Genomic DNA, 20,912 nt, shown 5'->3' on the forward strand with positions numbered 1-20,912 from the left:
GGCGCGCACCCTTCAAGGGTGCGCTCTGTTGCCGCCCTACACCAGGTCCGCTGCAAATCGTGTACACACATTGGAAAGCATGCGTACCTCGGCACCGCTGCAGCCTGCCGCTTCGAAAAAACCGGAGGCTTCTCGCACGACGGCATACATATCCGTGACGATGGACCTTGCTTCATCGGCCCCCAACCCAAAGCGTTCAGGCGTACTCAGCAAATTACTGACAGACGATAACCGGCCTTCATTGCCGATGATGAGCGCCTGCAAGCCTAGTTGGGTAGGGTGGGGCAACACGTCAAATACTGGCGCAAGGGAATAGCCCGAGGCGCTGGTCAGCAGTAGCCCGGTTTGTTTCAGGTGGTCGTCGCTATTGCCGATGAGCACATTGAAAGCCATACGCTTGTAAAGCTCACGCATGTCAAAGGTGGCATCGTCGCTGACCTTCTTCAATACGTCGGCGATCCTGGAGTAGGAAACGGCACCGTCAGCCGCATCAACCCGCATTCTCGGCTTCTCAGTGCTTACCAGAGAGTTGCAGCTGACATAGTGCTCGCGACCAGCGGCTTCATGTCGGTCAAAACGCTCGACCATCAACACCGGTTTGCCGGCGACCTCTACCAACTTGTGCTTGGCTGCGGGTAGACCTGCTGCATCCGCCATTTGAAGGCTGGCGAATTCCGCCCGTGGCTGGTCGAACACATCGTCGCTACGGCCGAGTTTAGCTATCCATTCCTTGCCTTCATGGGTCACGGTGACCTTCGGCCTGGCGCCGCCCATGGAACTCCCAAACTCGAATAACCGTGCGATTTCCGCAGGCAGGTCGACGTCACCCTTCTCGACTCGATCAAGGCCCACCATGATTTTCTCAAGGTCTTCAAATTGCGGGGGTTGGTGCAGGGTTGGCAGCTGACTTCTTGACGCACTGAACAGCAGGCAACCCACTCCTGCTCCCCGCGAGGCAAGCAGCCATTCAACTTCGTTTTGTGGATGCTGTTTGTGGGTCGCCAGCAGAACACGCCGACCCCAATTATCGGGCGTTGCATCGTCGAGCACACCAAACATGCGCGTCGAGGAATACTGGTTAGGGGTCAGTGGCAAACTCAGCGGGTCAATCGCAAATGCGTCGGGCCGCGCGAGCCAACTGTTGGCGTAGCGAAAAACGAATCCATTCCCATGCATGGCCACCTCGCCAACAGGGACCGGGTCACCGACTAAGTGAGCTGAAAAAACAAAGGCATTACCAATCGGCTTCCAGGACATCGGGTTCTCCTTCAGTGCGAATTCGCTCAGGCTCACGGGCGAGGCTCATGGTAATGCCAACCTGGTCAAGTTCTGGTGACGCAATGCTCGCCATACCTTCTTCCAAGTCCATCGCGCTAAGCACATTCATCAGCACGCCGAGGGATACGCCGGCCTCGCCCTGCCTCAGCCGCTGATACGTCTGCCGCGTAATGCCCGCGCGGCTGCATATGGTGGAGATTTTCAACCGGCGACGAATGCGGGCTATTTCGATACCGTTCCCGATACCTCTCATTAGCTCAGCGCTTCTCTCTGAGATGTACCCTTTGTGCGGGTAGGGCTTCGCTGTCTCTTGCATGATATATCACTCTTTAAAGCAATAAAGGTAACTTATATCATCCAAGCCTCTAAGGCCACCTGCAAAAAACCGGCTCGATGCTAAGGCTTTTTGTAGGAGCGAGCTTGCTCGCGAAAAACTCACAGGCGCCGCGTTCAATCAGNCACGCGTTGTCGTTGACGTTTTTCGCGAGCAAGCTCGCTCCTACTGGTGTTACCAAACTTCAAAGGTTCTGCAAAAACACCACATACCCCCGAAACCACTCATTGCCCCGCAGATACCCCGGCTCTTGCCACTCCCCGCCCTGAATCAAGCCAATCTTGAACGGCACGCCCAGCCGATTCATCCGCGGCAAATACGCGGCATAGTCAGGGATGCTGTGCCGCCCCTGATACGTCTGCACCACCACTTCATCCACCACGCCTTTGAGCTGGGCGATGGCGGCCGGGTCGGCGTTGCTGCTCCAGTCCATCAGCCCGGTGATGCTCAGGCGCAGGTCGGCGGGCAGGCGTTGGCGCAGGTCGCGCAGGAAGTCGGCGTATTCGTGCAGGTATTGGGTGCGGGCATCGAAGTCGATCTGGATACCGACCACCGGGTTGCCGGCGTCACGCCAGCGTTGCACCTGGCCCAGCACCTGGGTGTAGACCCGTTCCGGCCAGCGCAGGGTGTGGGCGCGGTACACCACCCAGACGTCGCCTTGAGTAATGCGCGGCACGCTCATGCCCTGGGCGATCAGTTGTACACCGCGCTGGGGTGCGCGGCGCGTGGCGTTGATCTGGCCTTGCAGGATGTACAGGGTTTTTGCCTGCTTGATGACCGGCTGGGGCATGACGCCACTCCACAGCCAGAAGGCGTCGTAGTCGCCTGCGTCAACGGCGCCAAAAGCCGGGCTTGCCAGCAACAGCAAGCCTAGCCACAGCGATTTCACCAGTAGTACTGCAGCGATTTGCCCCACTGGGTATCGGCAAAACCGCTCTTGAGTTGGCGGAACCATGCTTTGCGCACTGCCGGCGCAACGTCTTCGCCGCCGCAGCTGTTGTAGCCGGCCGGCGCGTAGCAGTTGATGGCGCGGAACAACGCATAGGCCTTGTCGGTTTTCGGCGCCTTGGCGTTGGCGATCACCTGTTTGTAGCCGTCCAGGCGCGAGAAGGTTTCACCCTTGAAGTCCGAGGCGGTACTGCCCAGGCTGCCGGCGGCGCGGGGTTGTTCCAACGGCATGCCGTCCAGGCCGTTGCGCAGGATGAATTCACCGAAGCAGTTCAACGCGTGCGGGTTTTTGGCCTCGTTCTGCAGGGTCGCCGCGGTTTGCGCGATGCTTGGGCACGCGTACCCAGATTCGGCCTTGTCGCCGTTCCATTGGAACAGCTTCAAGGTCTGGCCGCTGGTATAGGTGTAGCCCAGGCTGGTGCCGAGTTTGTCGTCAGAGAGCGAGGCCTGCTTGAGGTCATCGGCGAAGGTGGCGTACTGGCCGCGCAGCAGGTCTTTGTAGAGGAGCACGAATTGCGCGCTCTGACGCTCGATCGGGTCGCTGGCGTTGGCGATCTGCTGGCGTAGCAGGTCGGGGCCGGCGACGTTGCGCAGCAGGATGTAGCGCACTTGCTTGGCGCTGATCGGTGAGTCGGCGGCGAACACCTTGGCCAGTTGGCCGCTGCGCTCGTAGTTCATGGCCAATGCCAGCTCCAGCTGGTCACGTTGCAGCGGTTGCTTGGCCAGCGGCAGCAGTTGCAGCCACAGGGCTTCGGCGCCTTTCCAGTCCTGCTTGGCCTCCAGGGCGAGGGCGCGCAGGGTCTGTTGGCTGAAGGCGAAGTAATCCAGGCTCGATGGCACATCCGCAGGCAGGTGCTTCAAGGCCGTGTCGGGTTGGTGCTCGACGTACAGGGCATAGCTGGCTTGCAGGAAGTCAAACAGCGCGGGCTCAGTGGCGAAGGTGCTCTTTTGCTTATCCAGGTCTTCGCGGCTCAACAGCGGCGGGGTGTGGGCCCGCATCGCCATCAGGTCGCTGACCACTTGCAGCATCGGGCTGTTCGCGGCTTTGTTGCCGACCATCAGTAACTTGAGGTCGGCCTCTTCCACCAGTTCGTCCACGCTCACATTGCGCTGGGCGTCGGTGGCCTCGGTGAATTGCCAGGTGAAGTCTTCGGCAAGCTTGGCATCGTCGTTCGCCAGCCAGTGCACACGGCGCAAGAGCCCACGGGCGGAGGCGACGTAATCGCCCTGTGGGTAAGTTTTCAGGTAACCGAGAAAGCCTTGCTCGGCATCGCTCAGGGCCGACTTATCCACATGCTCGCGTTGCGGCATGCCGTATTCGTCGAAGGCTTCGGCCTGGGCCTGATTCAGCGACGTACGCGCAGTCATGTACAGCGCCGTTTCCTTCAGCCACGGCACATCGCTGGTGGCGGCGGCGGCGAACCCGCGCTCGGCGTAATCGAAGCGCCCGCTGTAGAAATCGCCGGCGGCCTGCAAGTAGGTACGAAACAACTGAGCATTGGCCGACGGGGTCAGCTGCGCGTCCACCACCTGGCGGCTCCAGTCACAGGTGCTCAGTAATTGCAGGCGTGCTTTGACCAACACATCGCGCTCGGCGGGCGGCATCTGGGCCTTGATCACCTGGCTGATAAACGCCGTGGCGCTGTCATCGTCATTGCTGCGGCAACGGCTGCCTTCGCCATTCAGGAAGGCCTGGCCTGCGGTCTTGTACTCCTCGCGCTTGATGCCCAGGGGCTGGAGCAGCGTGTCGAGTTCGGCTGTGCGTGAATCGTCAGCCTTGTTGTCAGGCTCCTCATTCGTGGCCGGAGCCGGCACCAGGCGGTACACCGGAAACGGCACCGGGCCGAACCCTTGCGCCAAATCGTCTTCGCCCAAGGCATTGGGGGCCAGGGGCGCTGCTTTCTTGTCGGCCAGCAACAGGCGCAGGTTCACTCGGCTGTCGTTGCCCGGGCTGAGAAAGGGCTGGTTGCTGCAAGGCTCGTAGCTGTCACGCGATACCCGCCAGTCGGGGTAGCACGAGTCGTCAGAACTGGCCTGGGCCGGTAGGGAAAAACCGGCCAGCAGGGCCAGGGCCAGAGGTGACAACAAACCGATGCGCATAACGTTTCCTTGATCCTGAGTCCTTGGAGAAGGGGCAATAATAGCCTGATCCGGCGAGTGCTTCGGTGAAGGCCTACACAAATTGCTGATTTGTCCGATTCCAGCAGCGAGGCCAGGGCTTTTGGCCTAGAGTGGCGGTGTTTGCGCATGCGCAGTGTTTGTCCTGTAAGAGGGCAGTAGTAGCGGAGTCGATATGCGTCGGTCTGTGGTAGAGCAACACGAAAAAGTCGAGGCATTGCCTGCCTTTCATCGCTTGAGCTGGGAGGGCGCCGGCTGGCTCAGCCGTTTATGGTGGGTACCGATCCTGGCGCTGGCCATGGCCCTGCGGTTTTACCACCTCACCTCGGCGGCGATCTGGGGCGACGAAGGCTCCAGCCTGTTGCTCAGCGAATACGCCCTGGCCGACCTGTGGTTTCACGCGGCCCATGATGTGCACCCGCCGCTGTACTTCTTGCTGCTGCGCGGTTGGATCGAGGTGTTCGGCGACAGCATCGGCTCAATTCGCAGCCTGAGTGCGATCCCCGGCGTGGCCGTCGTGGGCCTGGGCATCTGGCTGACACGGCAACTGTCCACCCGACGCGCAGCCGTGCTGGCGGGGATCCTGCTGGTTCTACTGCCCACTGCGGTGCGCTACAGCCAGGAAGTGCGTATGTATTCGCTGCTGGGCGTGTGGCTACTGGGCGCCACGCTGGCGCTGGTGTACTGGGTGAGGCAGCCCGAACGCGCGCGCTATTTGGCTGTGTATGTGCTGCTGATGAGCGCCGGCTTCTATACCCACTACTTCACTGCGCTGTGCGTGCTGGTGCATTGGGCGTACCTGGGGTTGCAGGCGCCGGGTCAGCGCTTGATCACGCGACCTGCCTGGTGGGTCGCCAACGTGGCGATAGTGTTGCTGTATCTACCCTGGCTGCCCAACCTGCTGGACCTGGTGCAGCACGTCGAACAGCTCAAAGTCGGCGGCGACATTGGTTGGGAAGAGCCGGTCAATCTGCTGTCGCTACCGTCGATGGTCTGGCAGTTCCTTTTGCAGGATGACGGTCTCGGCCTGTGGCCGCCGCTGTTCTGGCTGTTACCCCTGCTGCTGGCCGTGGTGGTTGTATCGACGGCCTGGCGCAATAACGCGGCGCGCCTACCGGCACTGTTTTGCCTGCTACCGCTGCTGCTGGTCTATGGCGTGTCCTTTATCTCGCCCGTGTTTATCGAGCGCTACCTCACGGTGTATGCGTTAGGCCTGCCGATAGTCCTGGCGCTTGCCATCGACCGTTTGCCGTCCCGTTTGTCCTGGCTGGGCGTGGCGTTGTTCGCACTGTTTGTTGGCGTAGAACTGCTGGGGTTAAAAAACAACTTCGAGGTGGATGAACACGACCAGTTCAACGTGCCGGTGGAGTTCGTCAATCGCAACTACCAGGAAGGCGACCGCATCGTCCTCAGCGACATGATGTGGTACCTCAGCTACGTGTATTACGACCAGACCGACGCGCAACTTCAGCTCTACACCCCCCCCAAACCCGACGGGACTGCCACTCGCCCGAACGCCTATGGTTTCGGCACACTGGTGGACCAGGACGGTGGCCGCATCTATCTGGACCGCCTCTCAGCACTGCCTGCTCAAACGCGACGGGTATGGTTGATCAGCAGCAACGAAGCCCCGGATGAATTCGCGCCGCTGCCCACCAGTTGGCACGAACTCAGTCGCCAGGACGGCGGTGGCGCCAGGGCGCGGTTGTTCGTGCTATGCAACGCACCGGCGCCGCAACCTGAAGGCTGCCGCTAGACTCACTTCAACCTACTTATGAGGAACCCTCCATGGAATCGCCAGTGCACAGCCTACCGGCTTTGTTCAAACAGCTTGGCTTGCCGCACGACCCGGTCAGTATCGAGCAATTTGTCGCCTCTCATTCGCCGCTCAAGCCGGAGTTGAAACTGGCGGATGCGTTTTTTTGGAGCGACGCCCAGAAGGCATTTTTGCGTGAAGAGATTCTGGATGATGCGGATTGGGCGGTGGTGGTGGATGAGTTGAATCTGATGTTGCGGGGTGGACGAGGGGTGTAAAAAAATATCCAAATAAGGGCGAGTATGTAAAAAAAAATGGTGAGCGGTAAAAAAAACTGGGCTTTAATCGCCTAAGTGAATTTTTTCTGGAAAGCATCGCCATGCCAACAGTCGGATACGCTCATCTGTGTGAGGCGCTGGATCTAAAGGTTATCGCACCCTTGAGGACTGCGATGATCAAGCCGGTGACCAGGATTACCTTGATCGGCGACTGCCTGGCAGTTCCCCATTCGGTGGCGCCCGCCCAACATGCGCTGTTTGAGCATGTGTTATTTGCGCTTAAGCATGAAGGCGTGAACCTGGCGATACTTGCCCAGGTGTTTGAACAGCTCGGCCCAGAACCGTTTTTGGACGCGCTGGCCGACTCGCCTAACGGTGCGTTTATCCGAAAAGCCTGTTTTCTGTGGGAAGGCTTTACCGGGAAAATGCTGGATCACACCCTTCCTGTTCGTGGTCGCGTTGTTCCCTTGTTCGATCCCCAGCGCTATGTAACCGGCCCGAGCATTCGCAACAGTCGTTGGCGAGTGGATTTCAACGGTTTGGGCTCTTTGCATTATTGCGCCACCGTAGAGCGAACGCCTGAGCTGGAAGCGTTGTTGGCGTTTGATGTATTGGCTCGTGCCAAATCCTTCATGGCCACCCTCCCTCCGGAAATGATGGACCGCGCCATCCAGTGGGCATACCTGCACGAAACCCGCGACTCATTTGCCATCGAAAAAGAACAACCCAGCGAAGAAAAATCCCGCCGCTTCGTCCAACTCCTGCGCCAGGCCCACGAAGGCCGGTTGCTCACCGAGGACTACTTGGTCGAGCTGCAAAACAGCACCATCTCCAATCCGTTTGACAAAGCCGTCGCGTTTCGCCACGAACAGAACCATCTGCACAACGGGCTACGCGGCGCAGCCGGTGTGAGCTACGTGCCGCCAGCTCCCGCGCTTTGCCAGGAATTGATGGAAGAGCTGATGGCCTTCGCCAACCAGCCCGTGCGAGACGTCGATCCTTTAGTGGCGGCCGCGGTCACCGCTTTTGGTTTCGTCTTCCTGCACCCGTTCATGGACGGGAATGGGCGCCTGTCTCGCTTCCTGATTCACCAGACGCTCTGCCACTACGGCGCACTGGAAAATGGCTTGCTGCTACCGGTCTCTGTCGCCATGAAGCACGAGGAACAAGCCTATCTGGAGGCACTCAAGACCTTCTCCCAGCCGACTCGGGAATTCTGGAACGTCACCTGGCTGGACGCCGACCACATGGCGTTCGACTTCATCGGCCACCCCTCGATCTATCGCTACTGGGATGCGACCCGCAGCGTCGAATTCACCCTGCAAATGGCCCGCCGCGCGCTGGAAGTGGAACTGCGCGAAGAAACCGAATTCCTCGACCGTTATGACCAAGTGATCAAAGCAGTGAACCAACGCTACGACGTGCGCGGCAGTGATTTGTCGAAGCTGGTGATGATGTGCCTGGATAACGGTGGGAAGCTTTCCAAGCACCGGCGTAAGCAGTTTCAATACAGCGTGGCGGATGAGGTGTTTGGTTTTATCGAAGAGGAAGTAGAACGGGTAATCCAGCACCATCAGGATAGCCAACCCGAACAGCAGTCTTGAAATCAACACAAACCCTTGTGGGAGCTGGCTTGCCTGCGATAGCGCTCATCAGTTGAGATGNCTCCGCAATCGCAGGCAAGCCAGCTCCCACACCAATATGTGCGGTGCTGAACATCCCGTGTCCGTGCCAAATTCCGCTTTACTCATTCACAACAGTTCCACCCATCCAAAAAGTTGTTACAAAACTTGACGATGCTTCATGCATCGACCATATTGATAGTTAGCAAACTAACTGTATGCGAACTATCCAGTGCCTCAATCCCTCGAACAACTCCAGATGAGCCTCAGCAGCAGCATGGTGGTGGGCGCCCGTAATTGGCGCAAAATCTGCCAGACCACGCTGGTCAGCTATGGCATCTCCGAAGCCTGCGCCGTGCCGTTGTTGATGATCGGTCGCTTGGGCGACGGTGTGCACCAGGTCAAAGTAGCCCAGGCTTCCGGTATGGAAAGCCCATCACTGGTGCGCCTGCTCGACCGGCTGTGCGGTGACGGTTACGTCTGCCGCACCGAAGACATCCACGACCGCCGCGCCAAGGCCCTGAGCCTTACCGAGCGTGGCCGTGAGCTGGTGCAGGCGGTGGAGGCGCAACTGGTGCGCCTTCGCAAGGACGTGTTGGCGGATATCGCCCCCGACGATCTGCAAGCGGCACTGCGTGTATTGCGCGCCTTCGAAGCGGCCGAGGCTGTGTCGCCTTGAACGGATTTTTTACCGGCTTCCCGCCTGCCCGCGATTGGTTCTACGGGGTGCGTACTTTCGCCGCGTCGATGATCGCGCTGTATATCGCCATGCTCATGCAGATGCCGCGTCCGTACTGGGCGATGGCCACGGTGTATATCGTATCCAGCCCGTTTGTCGGCCCTACCAGTTCCAAAGCCCTGTACCGCGCCATCGGCACCTTGATGGGCGCGGCGGCGGCGGTGCTGTTTGTGCCGATGTTCGTGCAGTCACCCTACATTCTGGTGGTGGTGATTGCGTTGTGGACCGGCACCTTGCTGTTTCTGTCCATGCACCTGCGCACCGCCAATAACTACGCCCTGATGCTGGCCGGCTACACCTTGCCGCTGATTGCCTTGCCGGTGGTGGATAACCCCTTGGCGGTCTGGGATGTGGCGGAGGCGCGTACCGAAGAAATCTTCCTCGGCATCGCAGTCGCAGCGGTGGTGGGCGCGATGTTCTGGCCTCGGCGGCTGATGCCGGTGTTCGATGGCTCGGTGGCCAAGTGGTTCAGCGACGCGCAGGTCTATAGCCAGCGCTTTCTCAGCCGCAAGGTCGACCCGCAAGAAGTCAGCAACCTGCGCGGCGGCATGGTCGCCACCTTCAACACCCTTGAATTGATGATCGGCCAGCTGCCCCACGAAGGCGCACGCCCGCAGACGGTACGCAACACCAAGGAACTGCGCGGGCGCATGATTCACCTGCTGCCAGTGATCGACGCTTTGGACGATGCGGTGTACGCCATTGAGCACCGTGCGCCAGAGTTTCTCGATCAGCTCACGCCGCTGCTGGAAGATGCCAGCGCCTGGCTGCAAAGCACCACCGAAGCCGCGCCACTGGAAAGCTGGCGCCTGCTGCGCGACAAGATCGACGCCGCTCAACCCCAGGGCGAAGCGCTGGATGACCGTCATACGTTGCTGTTCTCCAACGCCCTGTACCGCCTGGGCGAATGGGTCGACCTGTGGCAAGACTGTCGTAGCCTGCAAGCCGCCATCCAGTGTGAAAGCCAGGACACCTGGCGCGCCGTCTACCGCCACTGGCGCCTGGGGCGGCTCACGCCGTTCCTCGACCGTGGGCTGATGTTCTACTCGGCGTTCTCCACCGTGACCGCGATCATTGTCGCCTCGGTGCTGTGGATTTTGCTGGGCTGGACCGACGGCGGCAGCGCCGTGATCCTTGCCGCCGTCGCCTGCAGCTTTTTCGCCTCGATGGACGATCCGGCACCGCAGATCTACCGGTTCTTTTTCTGGACCGCCATGTCGGTGCTGTTCGCCAGCTTGTATCTGTTTCTGGTGCTGCCCAACCTGCATGACTTCCCCATGCTGGTGCTGGCCTTCGCCGTGCCGTTTATCTGCATCGGCACCCTTACGGTTCAGCCACGCTTCTACCTGGGCATGTTGCTGACGCTGGTGAACACATCGTCGTTCATCAGCATCCAGGGCGCCTATGACGCGGACTTTCTCAACTTCGCCAACGTCAACCTGGCCGGGCCCGTTGGCCTGCTGTTCGCGTTCGTGTGGACGTTGATCGCCCGACCCTTCGGCGCTGAATTGGCGGCCAAGCGCCTCACCCGTTTCAGCTGGCGCGACATCGTCAGCCTCACCGAGCCCGCCACCCTGGCCGAGCACCGGCACATGGCCGTACAAATGCTCGACCGCCTGATGCAACACCTGCCGCGCCTGGCCCTCACCGGCCAGGACACTGGCATCGCTCTGCGCGACCTGCGCGTGGCGCTGAACCTGCTCGACCTGCTGGCCTACTCGCCACGCATCCTCGGTGTGCCACGGGTGTTGCTCAACCAGGTGGTGGAAGGCGTGGGCGGTTACTTCAAGGCCTGCCTCAAGGCGGGTGAACGCTTGCCCGCGCCCAGCGGTCTGCTGATGACCCTGGACCGCACGCGTCGCGCCCTCAATGGCCAGGGCCTGCAAGACGAAGACGACACGCGCCTGCATCTGCTGCACGCCTTGGCCGGCCTGCGTCTGGCGCTGTTGCCCGGTGTGGAGTTCATTGGCGGTACAGAGATGCAAGCGCCGTTACCTGATGGAGCGCCTTTATGATCGGTGACCTGGATATCAGCGGGGTGTTCCTGCCCACGCTGCTGGTGCTGATGGGCATTACTTATGTGTTGTTTCTGGTGGTGCACGGGCTGTTGACGCGCATGCACTTCTATCGCCTGGTCTGGCACCGGGCATTGTTCAATGTGGGGCTCTACGCGCTGTTGCTGGGCGCGGTGGACTCACTCAGTCGATATTTGATGACATGAAAAAACCTTTTTTGACTATCGGCCGTGTCGTCCTGACGTTGTTGATCGTGAGTTTCGCGGTCGTCGTTGTGTGGCGCATGGTCATGTACTACATGTTTGCGCCCTGGACCCGTGACGGCCACATCCGTGCCGACATCGTGCAGATCGCCCCGGACGTTTCCGGGCTGATCCAGCGCGTTGACGTGCGCGACAACCAGTTGGTGACCAAGGGCCAGGTGCTCTTCGCCGTCGACCAGGACCGCTTCAAGCTGGCCCTGCGCCAAGCCCAGGCCGCCGTGGCCGACCGCCAGGAAACCCTGGCCCAGGCCCAGCGCGAGTACAAGCGTAACCGTGGCCTGGGCAACCTGGTGCCCAGCGAGCAACTGGAAGAGAGCCAGTCCCGCGTCGCCCGCGCCCAATCGGCACTGGCCGAAGCGCAAGTGACGGTGGACTCCGCCCAACTCAACCTCGACCGCTCGGTGATCCGCAGCCCTGTGGACGGCTACGTCAACGACCGCGCACCGCGTACCCAGGAGTTCGTCACCGCCGGGCGCCCGGTGCTGTCGGTGGTAGACAGCAACTCCTTCCACATCGACGGCTATTTCGAAGAGACCAAGCTCGACGGCATCCACGTCGGCATGGGCGTGGACATCCGTGTGATCGGCGACAACGCGCGCCTGCATGGCCACGTGCAGAGCATCGTCGCCGGTATCGAAGACCGCGACCGCAGCAGCGGCTCCAACCTGTTGCCCAACGTCAACCCGGCGTTCAGCTGGGTGCGCCTGGCCCAGCGGATCCCGGTGCGTATCGCCTTCGATGACGTGCCGGCGGACTTTCGCATGATCGCCGGGCGCACCGCGACGGTGTCGATCATCGACGACAAGGTCAAAGACGGGGACAAACCATGAAGCGGCTTCTGGCAACCGCTTCCCTGGGGTTGTTGCTGTCGGCCTGCCAAGTGGTGGGGCCCGATTACAAACTGCCGGAACAGGCCGCCGTCAACCGTGGCGACCTGCAAGGGCCGATCATGGGCGAGGGCAGCAACGTCGTCTCGGCACCGGTGCCGGCCGATTGGTGGAAGCTGTACAAAGACCCGCGCCTGGACGAACTGGTGCGCCAGGCCATGGCCTCCAACACCGACCTGCGCGTGGCCGCCGCCAACTTGCAGCGCTCGCGTTATCAGGTGCAGCAGGCCGAATCCGCTGGCGGCTGGAGTGCCGGCGTCAAGGCCGAGGCCCAGCGTTTGCAGGAATCTGGCGAGGCCTTCTTGCTGCCGGACAAAGTCCCGGTAGGCAATATCGGTAGCGTCGGGATTACCACGTCCTATCAATTCGACCTGTTCGGCACCTTGCAGCGCGGCATCGAAAGCGCCCAGGCCAGCGCCGATGCCACCCAGGCCGCGGCGGATATCGCCCGCATCACCCTGGTGGCCGATGTGGTGCGCTCCTATACCCAGGTGTGCGCGGCCAACGAAGAACTGGCGATTGCCAACGAGTCCCTCGACCTGCAAGCCCAGAGCACCAAACTGACCCAGCGCTTGCGAGATGCCGGGCGTGGCGATGAGACCCAGGTGACACGTTCGCAAACCCAATACAAATCCCTGCGTGCCGACATACCGCGTTATGAAGCCTCGCGTCAGGCGGCGCTGTTCCGGCTGTCGATGTTGCTGGCCAAACCTGTCGACCAACTGCCAGCCGGCACGGGCACCTGTGCCGAGCTGCCACATATTGCTCAACTGCTGCCGGTAGGCGATGGCGCCACGCTGCTCAAGCGTCGCCCTGATGTGCGCCAGGCCGAACGCCAGCTGGCCGCCGCCACGGCGCGTATTGGCGTGGCGACCGGCGCGTTGTACCCGGATATCAGCATCGGCGCCACGGTCGGCACCGTCGGCCTGCTGGAAAACCTCGGCACGCCTGCCACCAACCGCTGGGGCTTTGGCCCGATGATCAGCTGGACTGTACCGACCAACGGCGCTCGCGCCCGCGTGCATGAAGCTGAAGCCGCGACCCAGGGCGCCCTGGCCCACTTCGACGGCGTGGTGCTCAACGCCATCCGCGAAACCCAGACCGGCCTGGCCCAATACACCGCCGTGTTGCAACGCCGCGACGCCCTGGCCGACGCCGAACAGTCGGCGCGAGAAGCCGCCGGCCAGACCCATCGCTTCTTCCAGGCCGGCCGCGAATCCTTCCTGGCCGACCTGCAAGCCACGCGCACCTACACCGATATGCGTGCGCAACTGGCGGCGGCCAACACCCAGGTTGCCATGAGCCAGATCGACCTGTTCCTGGCCCTGGGCGGCGGTTGGGAAAGCGGACGAACGCAAGGGGAAAAACCCGGCAAACCGTGAGGTGATTGCTATGCTTTCTTGGGTGAGGCCCGCTGGCGCCTCACCCGACAAAGCTCGCGTTTGCTCATGGGGATTCCAAGAATGAAAAACCCTTATGCTCCCGCTTTCTGGTGCGTGCTCTTCGCACTGGTTTTGTTATCGGCCGCGTATTTTTACGGCGTCATGCTCGCCCATCAACTCGACAAGGCCATGGTGTTCCTCGACAGCGCCTGCCTGGTGATCGGCACCTTGTCCATCGGCGTGGTGGCCTGGGCGTCGTATCAAAACCAGCGCGTGAAGAAAAAACTCCTCGAACAGGGCAAGACCCGCGTGGCGATCTGGGACACCAAGGTCGCCCTGCGCCGTGTCGAAACCGTGTTCGATCGCTATTTCTGGGGCAGTTACTGGCAGCCGGGGCGCACGTTCCAGGAAGTCATGGGCGACCTCACCGGCACGCCGCTGGAAAAAAGCCTCGAAATCCTGAAAAAACAATGTGTGCTGCTGGATCGGCAGGTTGCCGACGGTAGGCACTGGCTGGATAACGCGCGGGAATTGTCCGACGTGGCCACGCAAATGGCCCGCGAGCGCTACCAGCTGGACTTTTGCGACCCCAAGGCCGACACCCCCGGCAATGCCGTGATACATCGCGAGTTCGAGGTGCTGGTGTACACCTGGACCGCACGCTTGAAGAGTTTTGATCACCAACTGGATGAAGTCGAACAGGAGTACTCCTGAACTCCTGCTGAACTGATCCCTCTGAAAGGTTGGGCCGTTTACGCCCGCCAGTGCTAATCTTCCCCAGCCTTTGGCCACACGGGCCACGACTGTAGGAGCGAGCTTGCTCGCGAAAGACGCCAACGATAACGCGGGCATTCTGAATGAACGCGGTGCCCATGCGTTGTTCGCGAGCACGCTCGCTCCTACAGGAACCCCTACAGGGTTCAAGGAAGACAGCCCACTTCTCACAGGATTTGATCAGGTCACTTCATGAATAAGCCAGCCGTTGTTTTCTTGGGTTTTGTTGTCGCCGTCGGCGCCGTCAGTGCGGGCGGTGCCTGGTACACCGGTAAACAACTGGAGCCGGTCCTGCAAACCGCTATCCAGAGCGCCAATAAAGAACTGCAGACCTCCATGGCCGGCGTCGATGGCAGCGTGACCCTGGAGCTGGTGTCCCTGGACCGTGGCGTGTTCAGCAGCACCGCGCACTATCGCCTCAAGGGCCAAGGCAGCGTGTTCGGCGAAGACAACCCGAACCCCGAATTGCTGTTCGTCGACCATATCGAACACGGCCCGCTGCCGTTCTCGCGCCTGGTGACCCTCAAGTGGTTGCCGGTCATGGCCACCAGTCACTACGAACTGGAAAAGAACCCCACCACCGAAAAATGGTTCGCCGCCAGCAAAGACGTGTCGCCGCTCAAAGGCGTGGCGAATATCGGCTATAGCCGTTCGGTCAGCGGCAACATCGAATTGCTGCCCCTGGAGTTCAAGGACGCCACTTCCTCGGTGAGCTTCTCCGGCGCCAACCTCAACTTCGACAGCAGCGCCGAAGGCCAGAAGGTCAAGGCCGAAGGCTTCATGAACAGCCTCAAGGTTGCCGCAGTGGACGCCGAAGGCGCACCGTTCGAAGCGGAGCTGGCCGGCCTGACCGTCGCCAGCAACCTGGAAAAAACCACCTTCGGTTTCTACACCGGCCAGAACACCGTGGAGCTGACCGACACCAAGGTCACCTTCGGCCCGCAGAAAGCCGTGCTGACCCTCAAGGGTTTCGAGCAGAAAGACTCCAGCGAAACCAAGGACAACAACCTGGCTGGCCGCGTCGACTACAAGATCGACGAGATCGGCTACCAGGGCAAAGCAGTCGGTTCGGCCGCCATGGCCGTGAGCATGAAGAACGTCGACATTCCGGCGATGCTGGTGCTGACCAAGCTCTACCAGGACAAGATGCAACCGGTGCAAGCTGCCGCTGCTGCCGGTCAACCGGTGCCGGAGCTGCAAATGACCGAAGCCGAGCAAGCCCTTGCGGAAGCCAACGTCAACCAGGTGCTGGCCGCCAAGCCGCAACTGGCCGTGGAAAACCTGTCGCTCAAAACCACCCGTGGCGAAAGCAAGTTCAACCTGGTGGTGGACCTGGCCAAGCCAACGTCCATGGAGCTGCCGCCGGTTGAACTGGGCAAGCAAATGGTCTCGCTGCTGGATGCCAACCTGACCCTGTCCAAGCCGATGATCAGCGACGTGGCGGCCCTGCAAGCCCAGGTGGGCGGCGTGACCGACCCGCAAGCCATCGAACAGCAATCGCAGATGGCGGCTGAGATGGTCAGCAGCATGGCGGTCGGTACTCAACTGGCGACCCTGGTGGGCACCGACGTGGTTTCCAAGCTGCACTACGCCAACAACGAGGTGACCTTCAACGGCCAGAAGATGACCGTTGAGCAGTTCCTCAGCTTTGTGATGTCCAAAGCCGGTGCGGTCAGCGGCGCCCAATAAACCTGAAATGCGATAAAAAAAATGTGGGAGCTGGCTTGTGTGGGAGCTGGCTTGCCTGCGATAGCATCGCCCCGGTCTGGCTGGACGACCGAGGTGCCTGCATCGCGGGCAAGCCCGGCTCCCACACAAACCCGGCTCCCACTTTTGTTTTGTGTGAGGGCAAAAAATCGCGGTCGTACAATTCTGAACAATTGTTCTGAATTGTGCTTCCCCCTACTTCCCTAAGGGATAGTTCCTACAGGAAAGCTAGGTCGGGTCCCGAGACGCCGACACCCTGAAGCGTTTCGCTCAGGACCATCTATCGTTAGAGCTTTCCGTGTGTAAGGAAGCTCACGACATGCTGCGAAACCACCCCTACAGTGCCTCAGGCCGGTTGCGTCTGCTTATCGGAGCCGCACTGTGCAGCCAATTGCTGGTCCCAGGCCTTGCATTTGCCGACCCTGCCTACGACGCCCTGATCATCCAGGCCCGCAACGGTCACTTCACGCCGGCGCTGACCCAACTTCGCCAACTCTCCGCCGAACGCCAGACCCCAGGCCAGGTCAGCGACCACCTGGTGATCGCCGGCTGGGCCGGGCAAGATGCTGAAGTGCTCAAGGTTTACGAGGCGCAAGGCAAGCATCGCAACCTCACCACCCAGGCACTCGCCACGGTGGCGCGCACTTATCGCAATCAAAAGCAGTGGGCTCAGGCCGAAGCGGTCTATCGCCAGGCGCTGCTGCGTGAACCCAATAACGTCGACCTGCAACTGGGCCAGGCCCTCACCCAGGCCGATGGCGGCAAAGCCAACGAAGCGGTACAACGCCTGCGCACGCTGGTGGCGGCGCAACCCAATGACCCCAATCGCCGCATGGCCCTGGGATATGCGCTGACACGTGCCGGCCTGAACTACGACGCGCTGTTCGAATTCGACCAAGCCTTTATCCGGGCGGGCGATAAACCCGAAGTGGCGCGTGAATACATCGTTGCCCTGCAAAAGGCGCGGCTGCCGGAGCCGGCACTGCGCCTCTCGGCCAAGCGCCCGGGGCTGGTGGACGCAGTCACCCAGCGCCGCCTCGAAGGTGACCTTGCCGCCGAGCGTGTGCGCATGGCTGAGTTCGCCACACGCAGCGAGAAGGAACGCTACGTCATCGCAGACCGTGCCCTGCAGGACTACGACAAACTGATCAGTCGCTGGGCGCCGGACGCCACAGCCAAGGACGACGTCATCCGCTGGCGCATTGACCGCCTGGGCGCGCTCAAAGCGCGAGCACGGCATGCCGAGGTGATCCGCGATTACCAGACCCTCACTGGCGAAGGCGTGCAACTACCTACCTACGCGTTGCGTTGGGTTGCCGGCTCTTACCTGGAACAGCGCCAGCCGGAAAAGGCCGAGCCGTTGTACCGCCAGGTACTCACCGCCCCCGACACCGATGCCAGCTATCGGGTCGATGACAGCACGGCGCTGTTCTACGCCTTGTTGGAAAGCGACAAGGTCGAAGAGGCTCGCCAGGTCGCTAACAACCTGGCCAAGGAGCAAAACCCCCGCGTTGAGCTCAAGGGCTTGCCCATTGGTAACCCCAATGACAACTGGATGGACGCCCAACAATTATCCGCCCAGGCCGGTACCTATGGCGGTGACCTGCCCGGCAGCGAAGCCAGCCTGGAAGCCCTGGTGGCCAAGGCACCGGGCAATGTGGGCCTGCGTCTGGCCCAGGCCGACATGTACCGCGCCCGCGACTGGCCGCGTCGCGCCGAAGGCACGCTCAAGGAAACCGAAACCCAGGCTCCCCGCGATATCGGCCTGGAAGTCTCCCAGGCCTATACCGCCATGGACTTGCAAGAATGGCGGCAGATGGACGCGCTCACCGACGACGTGCTCGCCCGTAACCCGGACAACCGTCAGGTGCAGCGCCTGAGCCGCCTGCGCGATGTGCACGACATGGCCGAGTTGCGTGTCGAGGCCTACACCGGCAAGAGCTACGGTGGCGGCAATAACAACGACGCTGGTGCCGTCTCCGGCAGCCGAGACTGGGGCATTGAAAGCGTGATCTACACGCCTCCCATCGACGAAGATTGGCGCCTGTTCGCCGGTGCCGGCTATGCCACCGCCGACTTCCAGGAGGGCACTGGTCAACATCGCTGGCAGCGCGTGGGCGTGGAGCGTCGCACCCGTGACATGACCATCGAAGCCGAAGTGTCCAACCATTCCTATGGCGACGGTTCCAAGCAAGGCGCCAGCGTGTCGATTGCCCGCGACATCAACGACCACTGGCAATACGGCGGCAGCCTTGGCTATTTGCTCAGCACCACGCCGTTGCGGGCCCTGAATGACGGTGTCACAGCCAACGGCGGCAGCGGTTTTATCCGCTGGCGCGCCAACGAAAGCCGCGAGTGGAAACTGACCCTCAGCCCGTCCCATTTCAGCGACGGCAACGACCGCTTCGAAGCCTTGCTCACCGGCCGCGAGGGCCTCTACAGCTCGCCCCATGTGCAAGTGGACCTGGGCCTGGAAGTGGGCGCCAGCCGCAACAGCAAGGAAGACACCGTGTACTTCAACCCGAAGTCGGACTTCACGGTGTTGCCCATGATCAACGTCAATCACGTGCTCTATCACCGCTACGAAACCCAGTGGAGTCAGCAGTTCCAAATCGGCGCGGGTACCTACAGCCAGCGTGACTACTCCACCGGCGGTATTGGCCTGATTGGCTACGGCCAACGCTATCGCTGGAATGACGTACTGGAAATGGGCGCCAACCTCAGCCTGATCAGCCGACCTCATGACGGTGATCGCGAACGCGATCTGCGCCTGCTCGTCGACCTCACTTACCGTTTCTAAAAGAGCCTGACCATGACCGTCCTCAGCCGTTGCTTGTTGGTCCTGGGTGTAATGCTGGCCGCCGCCTGCGCCCAACAACCCGCGCCCTACACTCCACCCGCCGAACGGCCGATAGCGCCCAACGAAGCGCCGTGGCCGAAGAACCACTTTTTGGGCATTGCCTATCACGACGTAGAAGATCGCGACCCCGATCAAGCCGTGGTGGCGGTGCGCACCGAGCGTTTGATCGAGCAGCTGGCGTGGCTGCGTGAAAACGGCTACCAGGCGGTCAGCGTCGACCAGATCCTGGCAGCCCGGCGCGGCGGCCCGGCATTGCCGCCCAAGGCGGTGATGCTCAGCTTCGATGACGGTTATTCCAGCTTCTACACCCGCGTGATGCCGATTCTGCGTGCCTACCACTGGCCTGCATTGCTGGCACCGGTGGGGTCCTGGATCGACACGCCGTTGAACCAACCGGTGGATTTTGCCGGTACGCCACGACCACGGGGAGAGTTCCTGACGTGGCAGCAGATTCGCGAGGTGTCGCAGTCTGGCCTGGTGGAAATCGCCGCCCACACCGACGCCAATCACAAAGGCATCCTGGCCAACCCCCAGGGCAACCTGGAACCGGCCGCCACCACGCGAAGTTTTGACCCCAAAACCAACGGCTACGAAAGCGAAGCGCAGTTCCAGGCGCGTATGCGGGCTGACGTCGCCGCGATTTCGAACAAAATCCGAACCGTCACCGGCAAGGCGCCGCGTGTATGGGTGTGGCCGTACGGGGCCGCCGATGGCACCTCGTTGGCGGTGGTCGGCGAGCACGGCTACGAGATGGCGCTGACCCTGGAAGACGGGCTCGACGACCTCGGCAACCTGATGAACAGCCCACGCTTTCTGGTGGCCTCAGACCCGGACGGCGAGCATTTTGCCAACAGCATGGTCGCCGTGCAGACCAAAGCGCCGATGCGCGTGCTGCACGTAGACCTGGACAACGTGTACGACCCCGACCCGGCCCAACAGGCGCGCAACCTCGACGTGCTGGTTCAGCGCGTGGTGGACATGGGTGCTGGCACCGTGTTCCTGCAAGCCTTCGCCGACCCCAAGGGCGACGGCCTGGTGCATTCGCTGTACTTCCCTAACCGTCACCTGCCGATGCGGGCCGATCTTTTCAACCGTGTCGCCTGGCAGTTGCACACCCGTGCCCGTGCCAGTGTGTACGCCTGGATGCCGGTGCTGAGTTTTGCCCTGGACCCCAAGCTGCCGCGTGTCACCCGCTGGGACCCGGAAACCGGCCAGGTCGGCCCCGACCCGGATCAATACAAGCGCCTGTCGCCGTTTGATCCCAAGGTGCGGCAGATCATCGGTGAGATCTACCAAGACCTGGCGCGTGTAGGGCCGATTGACGGCATCCTTTACCACGATGATGCGGTGTTCAACGACTTCGAAGACGCCAGCCCCGCAGCGCTCAAGGCCTATGCGGCCCAAGGCCTGCCGGACACCATCGCCGCCCTGCGTGCCGACCCGGCCGTGATGCAGCGCTGGACCCGTTTCAAAAGCCGCTACCTGATCGACTTCACCCATGAGCTCACCGCCAAGGTCCGCGCTGTCCGTGGGCCGCAGGTACTCACCGCGCGCAATATCTTCGCCGAGCCGATGCTCAACCCTGGCAGCGAAACCTGGTTCGCGCAGAACCTTGATGACTTCCTCCAGGCCTACGACTGGACCGCGCCGATGGCGATGCCGTTGATGGAAGGCCAGGAAGTGAAGACCTCCAACGCCTGGCTGGAAAAACTCATCGCCACGGTCAAGGCGCGCCCCGGCGCCATGGAAAAAACCATCTTCGAATTGCAAGCCAAAGACTGGCGCACCCAGGCCGCACCGGATATCAGCGCTGAGCAATTGGCAGAGTGGATGGGTGTACTCAAACGCCAGGGCGTCACCAGTTTCGGCTACTACCCGGACAACTTCCTGGAAAACTCCCCGGACTTGAAAACTATTCGTCCGGCCCTCTCCAACCAATGGAACCCTTGAT

At 61.3% G+C, this 20,912-nt stretch carries 16 protein-coding genes; 12 read left to right on the plus strand and 4 right to left on the minus strand.

Annotated features, from left to right (window positions below; translation table 11 throughout):
* Positions 1 to 36: 36 nt before the first annotated feature.
* From ACTJLA_RS23095 to ACTJLA_RS23110, 4 genes are all read right to left on the minus strand, one after another.
* The gene (locus ACTJLA_RS23095) at positions 37 to 1,293 is read right to left on the minus strand and encodes a type II toxin-antitoxin system HipA family toxin (protein WP_256220344.1); all 1,257 of its coding nucleotides are present in this window, start codon (positions 1,291 to 1,293) and stop codon (positions 37 to 39) included.
* A complete protein-coding gene (locus tag ACTJLA_RS23100) occupies positions 1,235 to 1,594 on the minus strand; it encodes a helix-turn-helix domain-containing protein (protein ID WP_054922434.1) in 360 nt (119 codons plus the stop codon). Before ACTJLA_RS23100 ends, ACTJLA_RS23095 begins: the two co-directional genes overlap by 59 nt.
* Positions 1,595 to 1,796: 202 nt before the next feature.
* Positions 1,797 to 2,501, minus strand: a complete 705-nt coding sequence (locus ACTJLA_RS23105) for a DUF3142 domain-containing protein (protein WP_054922432.1) — start codon at positions 2,499 to 2,501, stop codon at positions 1,797 to 1,799.
* A complete protein-coding gene (locus tag ACTJLA_RS23110) occupies positions 2,498 to 4,660 on the minus strand; it encodes a hypothetical protein (protein WP_054896850.1) in 2,163 nt (720 codons plus the stop codon). Before ACTJLA_RS23110 ends, ACTJLA_RS23105 begins: the two co-directional genes overlap by 4 nt.
* A 193-nt stretch (positions 4,661 to 4,853) precedes the next feature.
* On the opposite strand from ACTJLA_RS23110, the gene ACTJLA_RS23115 reads away from it, so the two are divergent.
* From ACTJLA_RS23115 to pgaB, 12 genes are all read left to right on the plus strand, one after another.
* Positions 4,854 to 6,434: a glycosyltransferase family 39 protein gene (locus ACTJLA_RS23115; RefSeq protein WP_057977812.1), complete on the plus strand. Its 1,581-nt coding sequence runs from the start codon at positions 4,854 to 4,856 to the stop codon at positions 6,432 to 6,434.
* 32 nt (positions 6,435 to 6,466) lie between these two features.
* Entirely contained in the window at positions 6,467 to 6,712 is a 246-nt protein-coding gene (locus ACTJLA_RS23120; protein ID WP_057977813.1) for a DUF2789 domain-containing protein, read from the plus strand.
* Between the two features lie 101 nt (positions 6,713 to 6,813).
* Complete coding sequence (locus tag ACTJLA_RS23125) at positions 6,814 to 8,316, plus strand: Fic family protein (RefSeq protein WP_440842207.1); 1,503 nt, start codon at positions 6,814 to 6,816, stop codon at positions 8,314 to 8,316.
* A 277-nt stretch (positions 8,317 to 8,593) separates the two neighbouring features.
* Positions 8,594 to 9,013, plus strand: a complete 420-nt coding sequence (locus ACTJLA_RS23130; protein ID WP_034125424.1) for a MarR family winged helix-turn-helix transcriptional regulator — start codon at positions 8,594 to 8,596, stop codon at positions 9,011 to 9,013.
* Positions 9,010 to 11,088, plus strand: coding sequence for an FUSC family protein (locus tag ACTJLA_RS23135; protein ID WP_089042755.1), 2,079 nt, complete (start codon positions 9,010 to 9,012; stop codon positions 11,086 to 11,088). The genes ACTJLA_RS23130 and ACTJLA_RS23135 overlap by 4 nt, the downstream gene beginning before the upstream one ends.
* Positions 11,085 to 11,294: a DUF1656 domain-containing protein gene (locus ACTJLA_RS23140; protein ID WP_003187469.1), complete on the plus strand. Its 210-nt coding sequence runs from the start codon at positions 11,085 to 11,087 to the stop codon at positions 11,292 to 11,294. The genes ACTJLA_RS23135 and ACTJLA_RS23140 overlap by 4 nt, the downstream gene beginning before the upstream one ends.
* On the plus strand, positions 11,291 to 12,181 hold the full coding sequence (locus ACTJLA_RS23145; RefSeq protein WP_032878498.1) for an efflux RND transporter periplasmic adaptor subunit: 891 nt from the start codon (positions 11,291 to 11,293) through the stop codon (positions 12,179 to 12,181). Before ACTJLA_RS23140 ends, ACTJLA_RS23145 begins: the two co-directional genes overlap by 4 nt.
* Entirely contained in the window at positions 12,178 to 13,620 is a 1,443-nt protein-coding gene (locus ACTJLA_RS23150) for an efflux transporter outer membrane subunit (RefSeq protein WP_032894227.1), read from the plus strand. Before ACTJLA_RS23145 ends, ACTJLA_RS23150 begins: the two co-directional genes overlap by 4 nt.
* Positions 13,621 to 13,701: 81 nt before the next feature.
* Complete coding sequence (locus tag ACTJLA_RS23155) at positions 13,702 to 14,334, plus strand: hypothetical protein (protein ID WP_054896844.1); 633 nt, start codon at positions 13,702 to 13,704, stop codon at positions 14,332 to 14,334.
* A 252-nt stretch (positions 14,335 to 14,586) separates the two neighbouring features.
* Positions 14,587 to 16,083: a YdgA family protein gene (locus tag ACTJLA_RS23160; RefSeq protein WP_034125427.1), complete on the plus strand. Its 1,497-nt coding sequence runs from the start codon at positions 14,587 to 14,589 to the stop codon at positions 16,081 to 16,083.
* Positions 16,084 to 16,420: 337 nt separating this feature from the next.
* The gene (gene pgaA, locus ACTJLA_RS23165; RefSeq protein WP_440842212.1) at positions 16,421 to 18,901 is read left to right on the plus strand and encodes a poly-beta-1,6 N-acetyl-D-glucosamine export porin PgaA; all 2,481 of its coding nucleotides are present in this window, start codon (positions 16,421 to 16,423) and stop codon (positions 18,899 to 18,901) included.
* Between the two features lie 12 nt (positions 18,902 to 18,913).
* On the plus strand, positions 18,914 to 20,911 hold the full coding sequence (gene pgaB / locus ACTJLA_RS23170) for a poly-beta-1,6-N-acetyl-D-glucosamine N-deacetylase PgaB (RefSeq protein WP_314551178.1): 1,998 nt from the start codon (positions 18,914 to 18,916) through the stop codon (positions 20,909 to 20,911).
* Position 20,912: the final 1 nt, after the last annotated feature.

Origin of the sequence: Pseudomonas sp. 22072 (assembly GCF_052046095.1) — a bacterium.
GTDB lineage: Bacteria > Pseudomonadota > Gammaproteobacteria > Pseudomonadales > Pseudomonadaceae > Aquipseudomonas > Aquipseudomonas paracarnis.

Excerpts from the sequence above, each read along its gene's own strand:
- ACTJLA_RS23110 (WP_054896850.1), bottom strand. The coding sequence starts at position 4,660 with ATGCGCATCGGTTTGTTGTCACCTCTGGCCCTGGCCCTGCTGGCCGGT.
- ACTJLA_RS23140 (WP_003187469.1), top strand. The coding sequence starts at position 11,085 with ATGATCGGTGACCTGGATATCAGCGGGGTGTTCCTGCCCACGCTGCTG.
- ACTJLA_RS23160 (WP_034125427.1), top strand. The coding sequence starts at position 14,587 with ATGAATAAGCCAGCCGTTGTTTTCTTGGGTTTTGTTGTCGCCGTCGGC.
- ACTJLA_RS23130 (WP_034125424.1), top strand. The coding sequence starts at position 8,594 with ATGAGCCTCAGCAGCAGCATGGTGGTGGGCGCCCGTAATTGGCGCAAA.
- ACTJLA_RS23115 (WP_057977812.1), top strand. The coding sequence starts at position 4,854 with ATGCGTCGGTCTGTGGTAGAGCAACACGAAAAAGTCGAGGCATTGCCT.
- ACTJLA_RS23145 (WP_032878498.1), top strand. The coding sequence starts at position 11,291 with ATGAAAAAACCTTTTTTGACTATCGGCCGTGTCGTCCTGACGTTGTTG.
- ACTJLA_RS23120 (WP_057977813.1), top strand. The coding sequence starts at position 6,467 with ATGGAATCGCCAGTGCACAGCCTACCGGCTTTGTTCAAACAGCTTGGC.
- ACTJLA_RS23100 (WP_054922434.1), bottom strand. The coding sequence starts at position 1,594 with ATGCAAGAGACAGCGAAGCCCTACCCGCACAAAGGGTACATCTCAGAG.
- ACTJLA_RS23155 (WP_054896844.1), top strand. The coding sequence starts at position 13,702 with ATGAAAAACCCTTATGCTCCCGCTTTCTGGTGCGTGCTCTTCGCACTG.
- ACTJLA_RS23125 (WP_440842207.1), top strand. The coding sequence starts at position 6,814 with ATGCCAACAGTCGGATACGCTCATCTGTGTGAGGCGCTGGATCTAAAG.
- ACTJLA_RS23150 (WP_032894227.1), top strand. The coding sequence starts at position 12,178 with ATGAAGCGGCTTCTGGCAACCGCTTCCCTGGGGTTGTTGCTGTCGGCC.
- pgaA (WP_440842212.1), top strand. The coding sequence starts at position 16,421 with ATGCTGCGAAACCACCCCTACAGTGCCTCAGGCCGGTTGCGTCTGCTT.
- pgaB (WP_314551178.1), top strand. The coding sequence starts at position 18,914 with ATGACCGTCCTCAGCCGTTGCTTGTTGGTCCTGGGTGTAATGCTGGCC.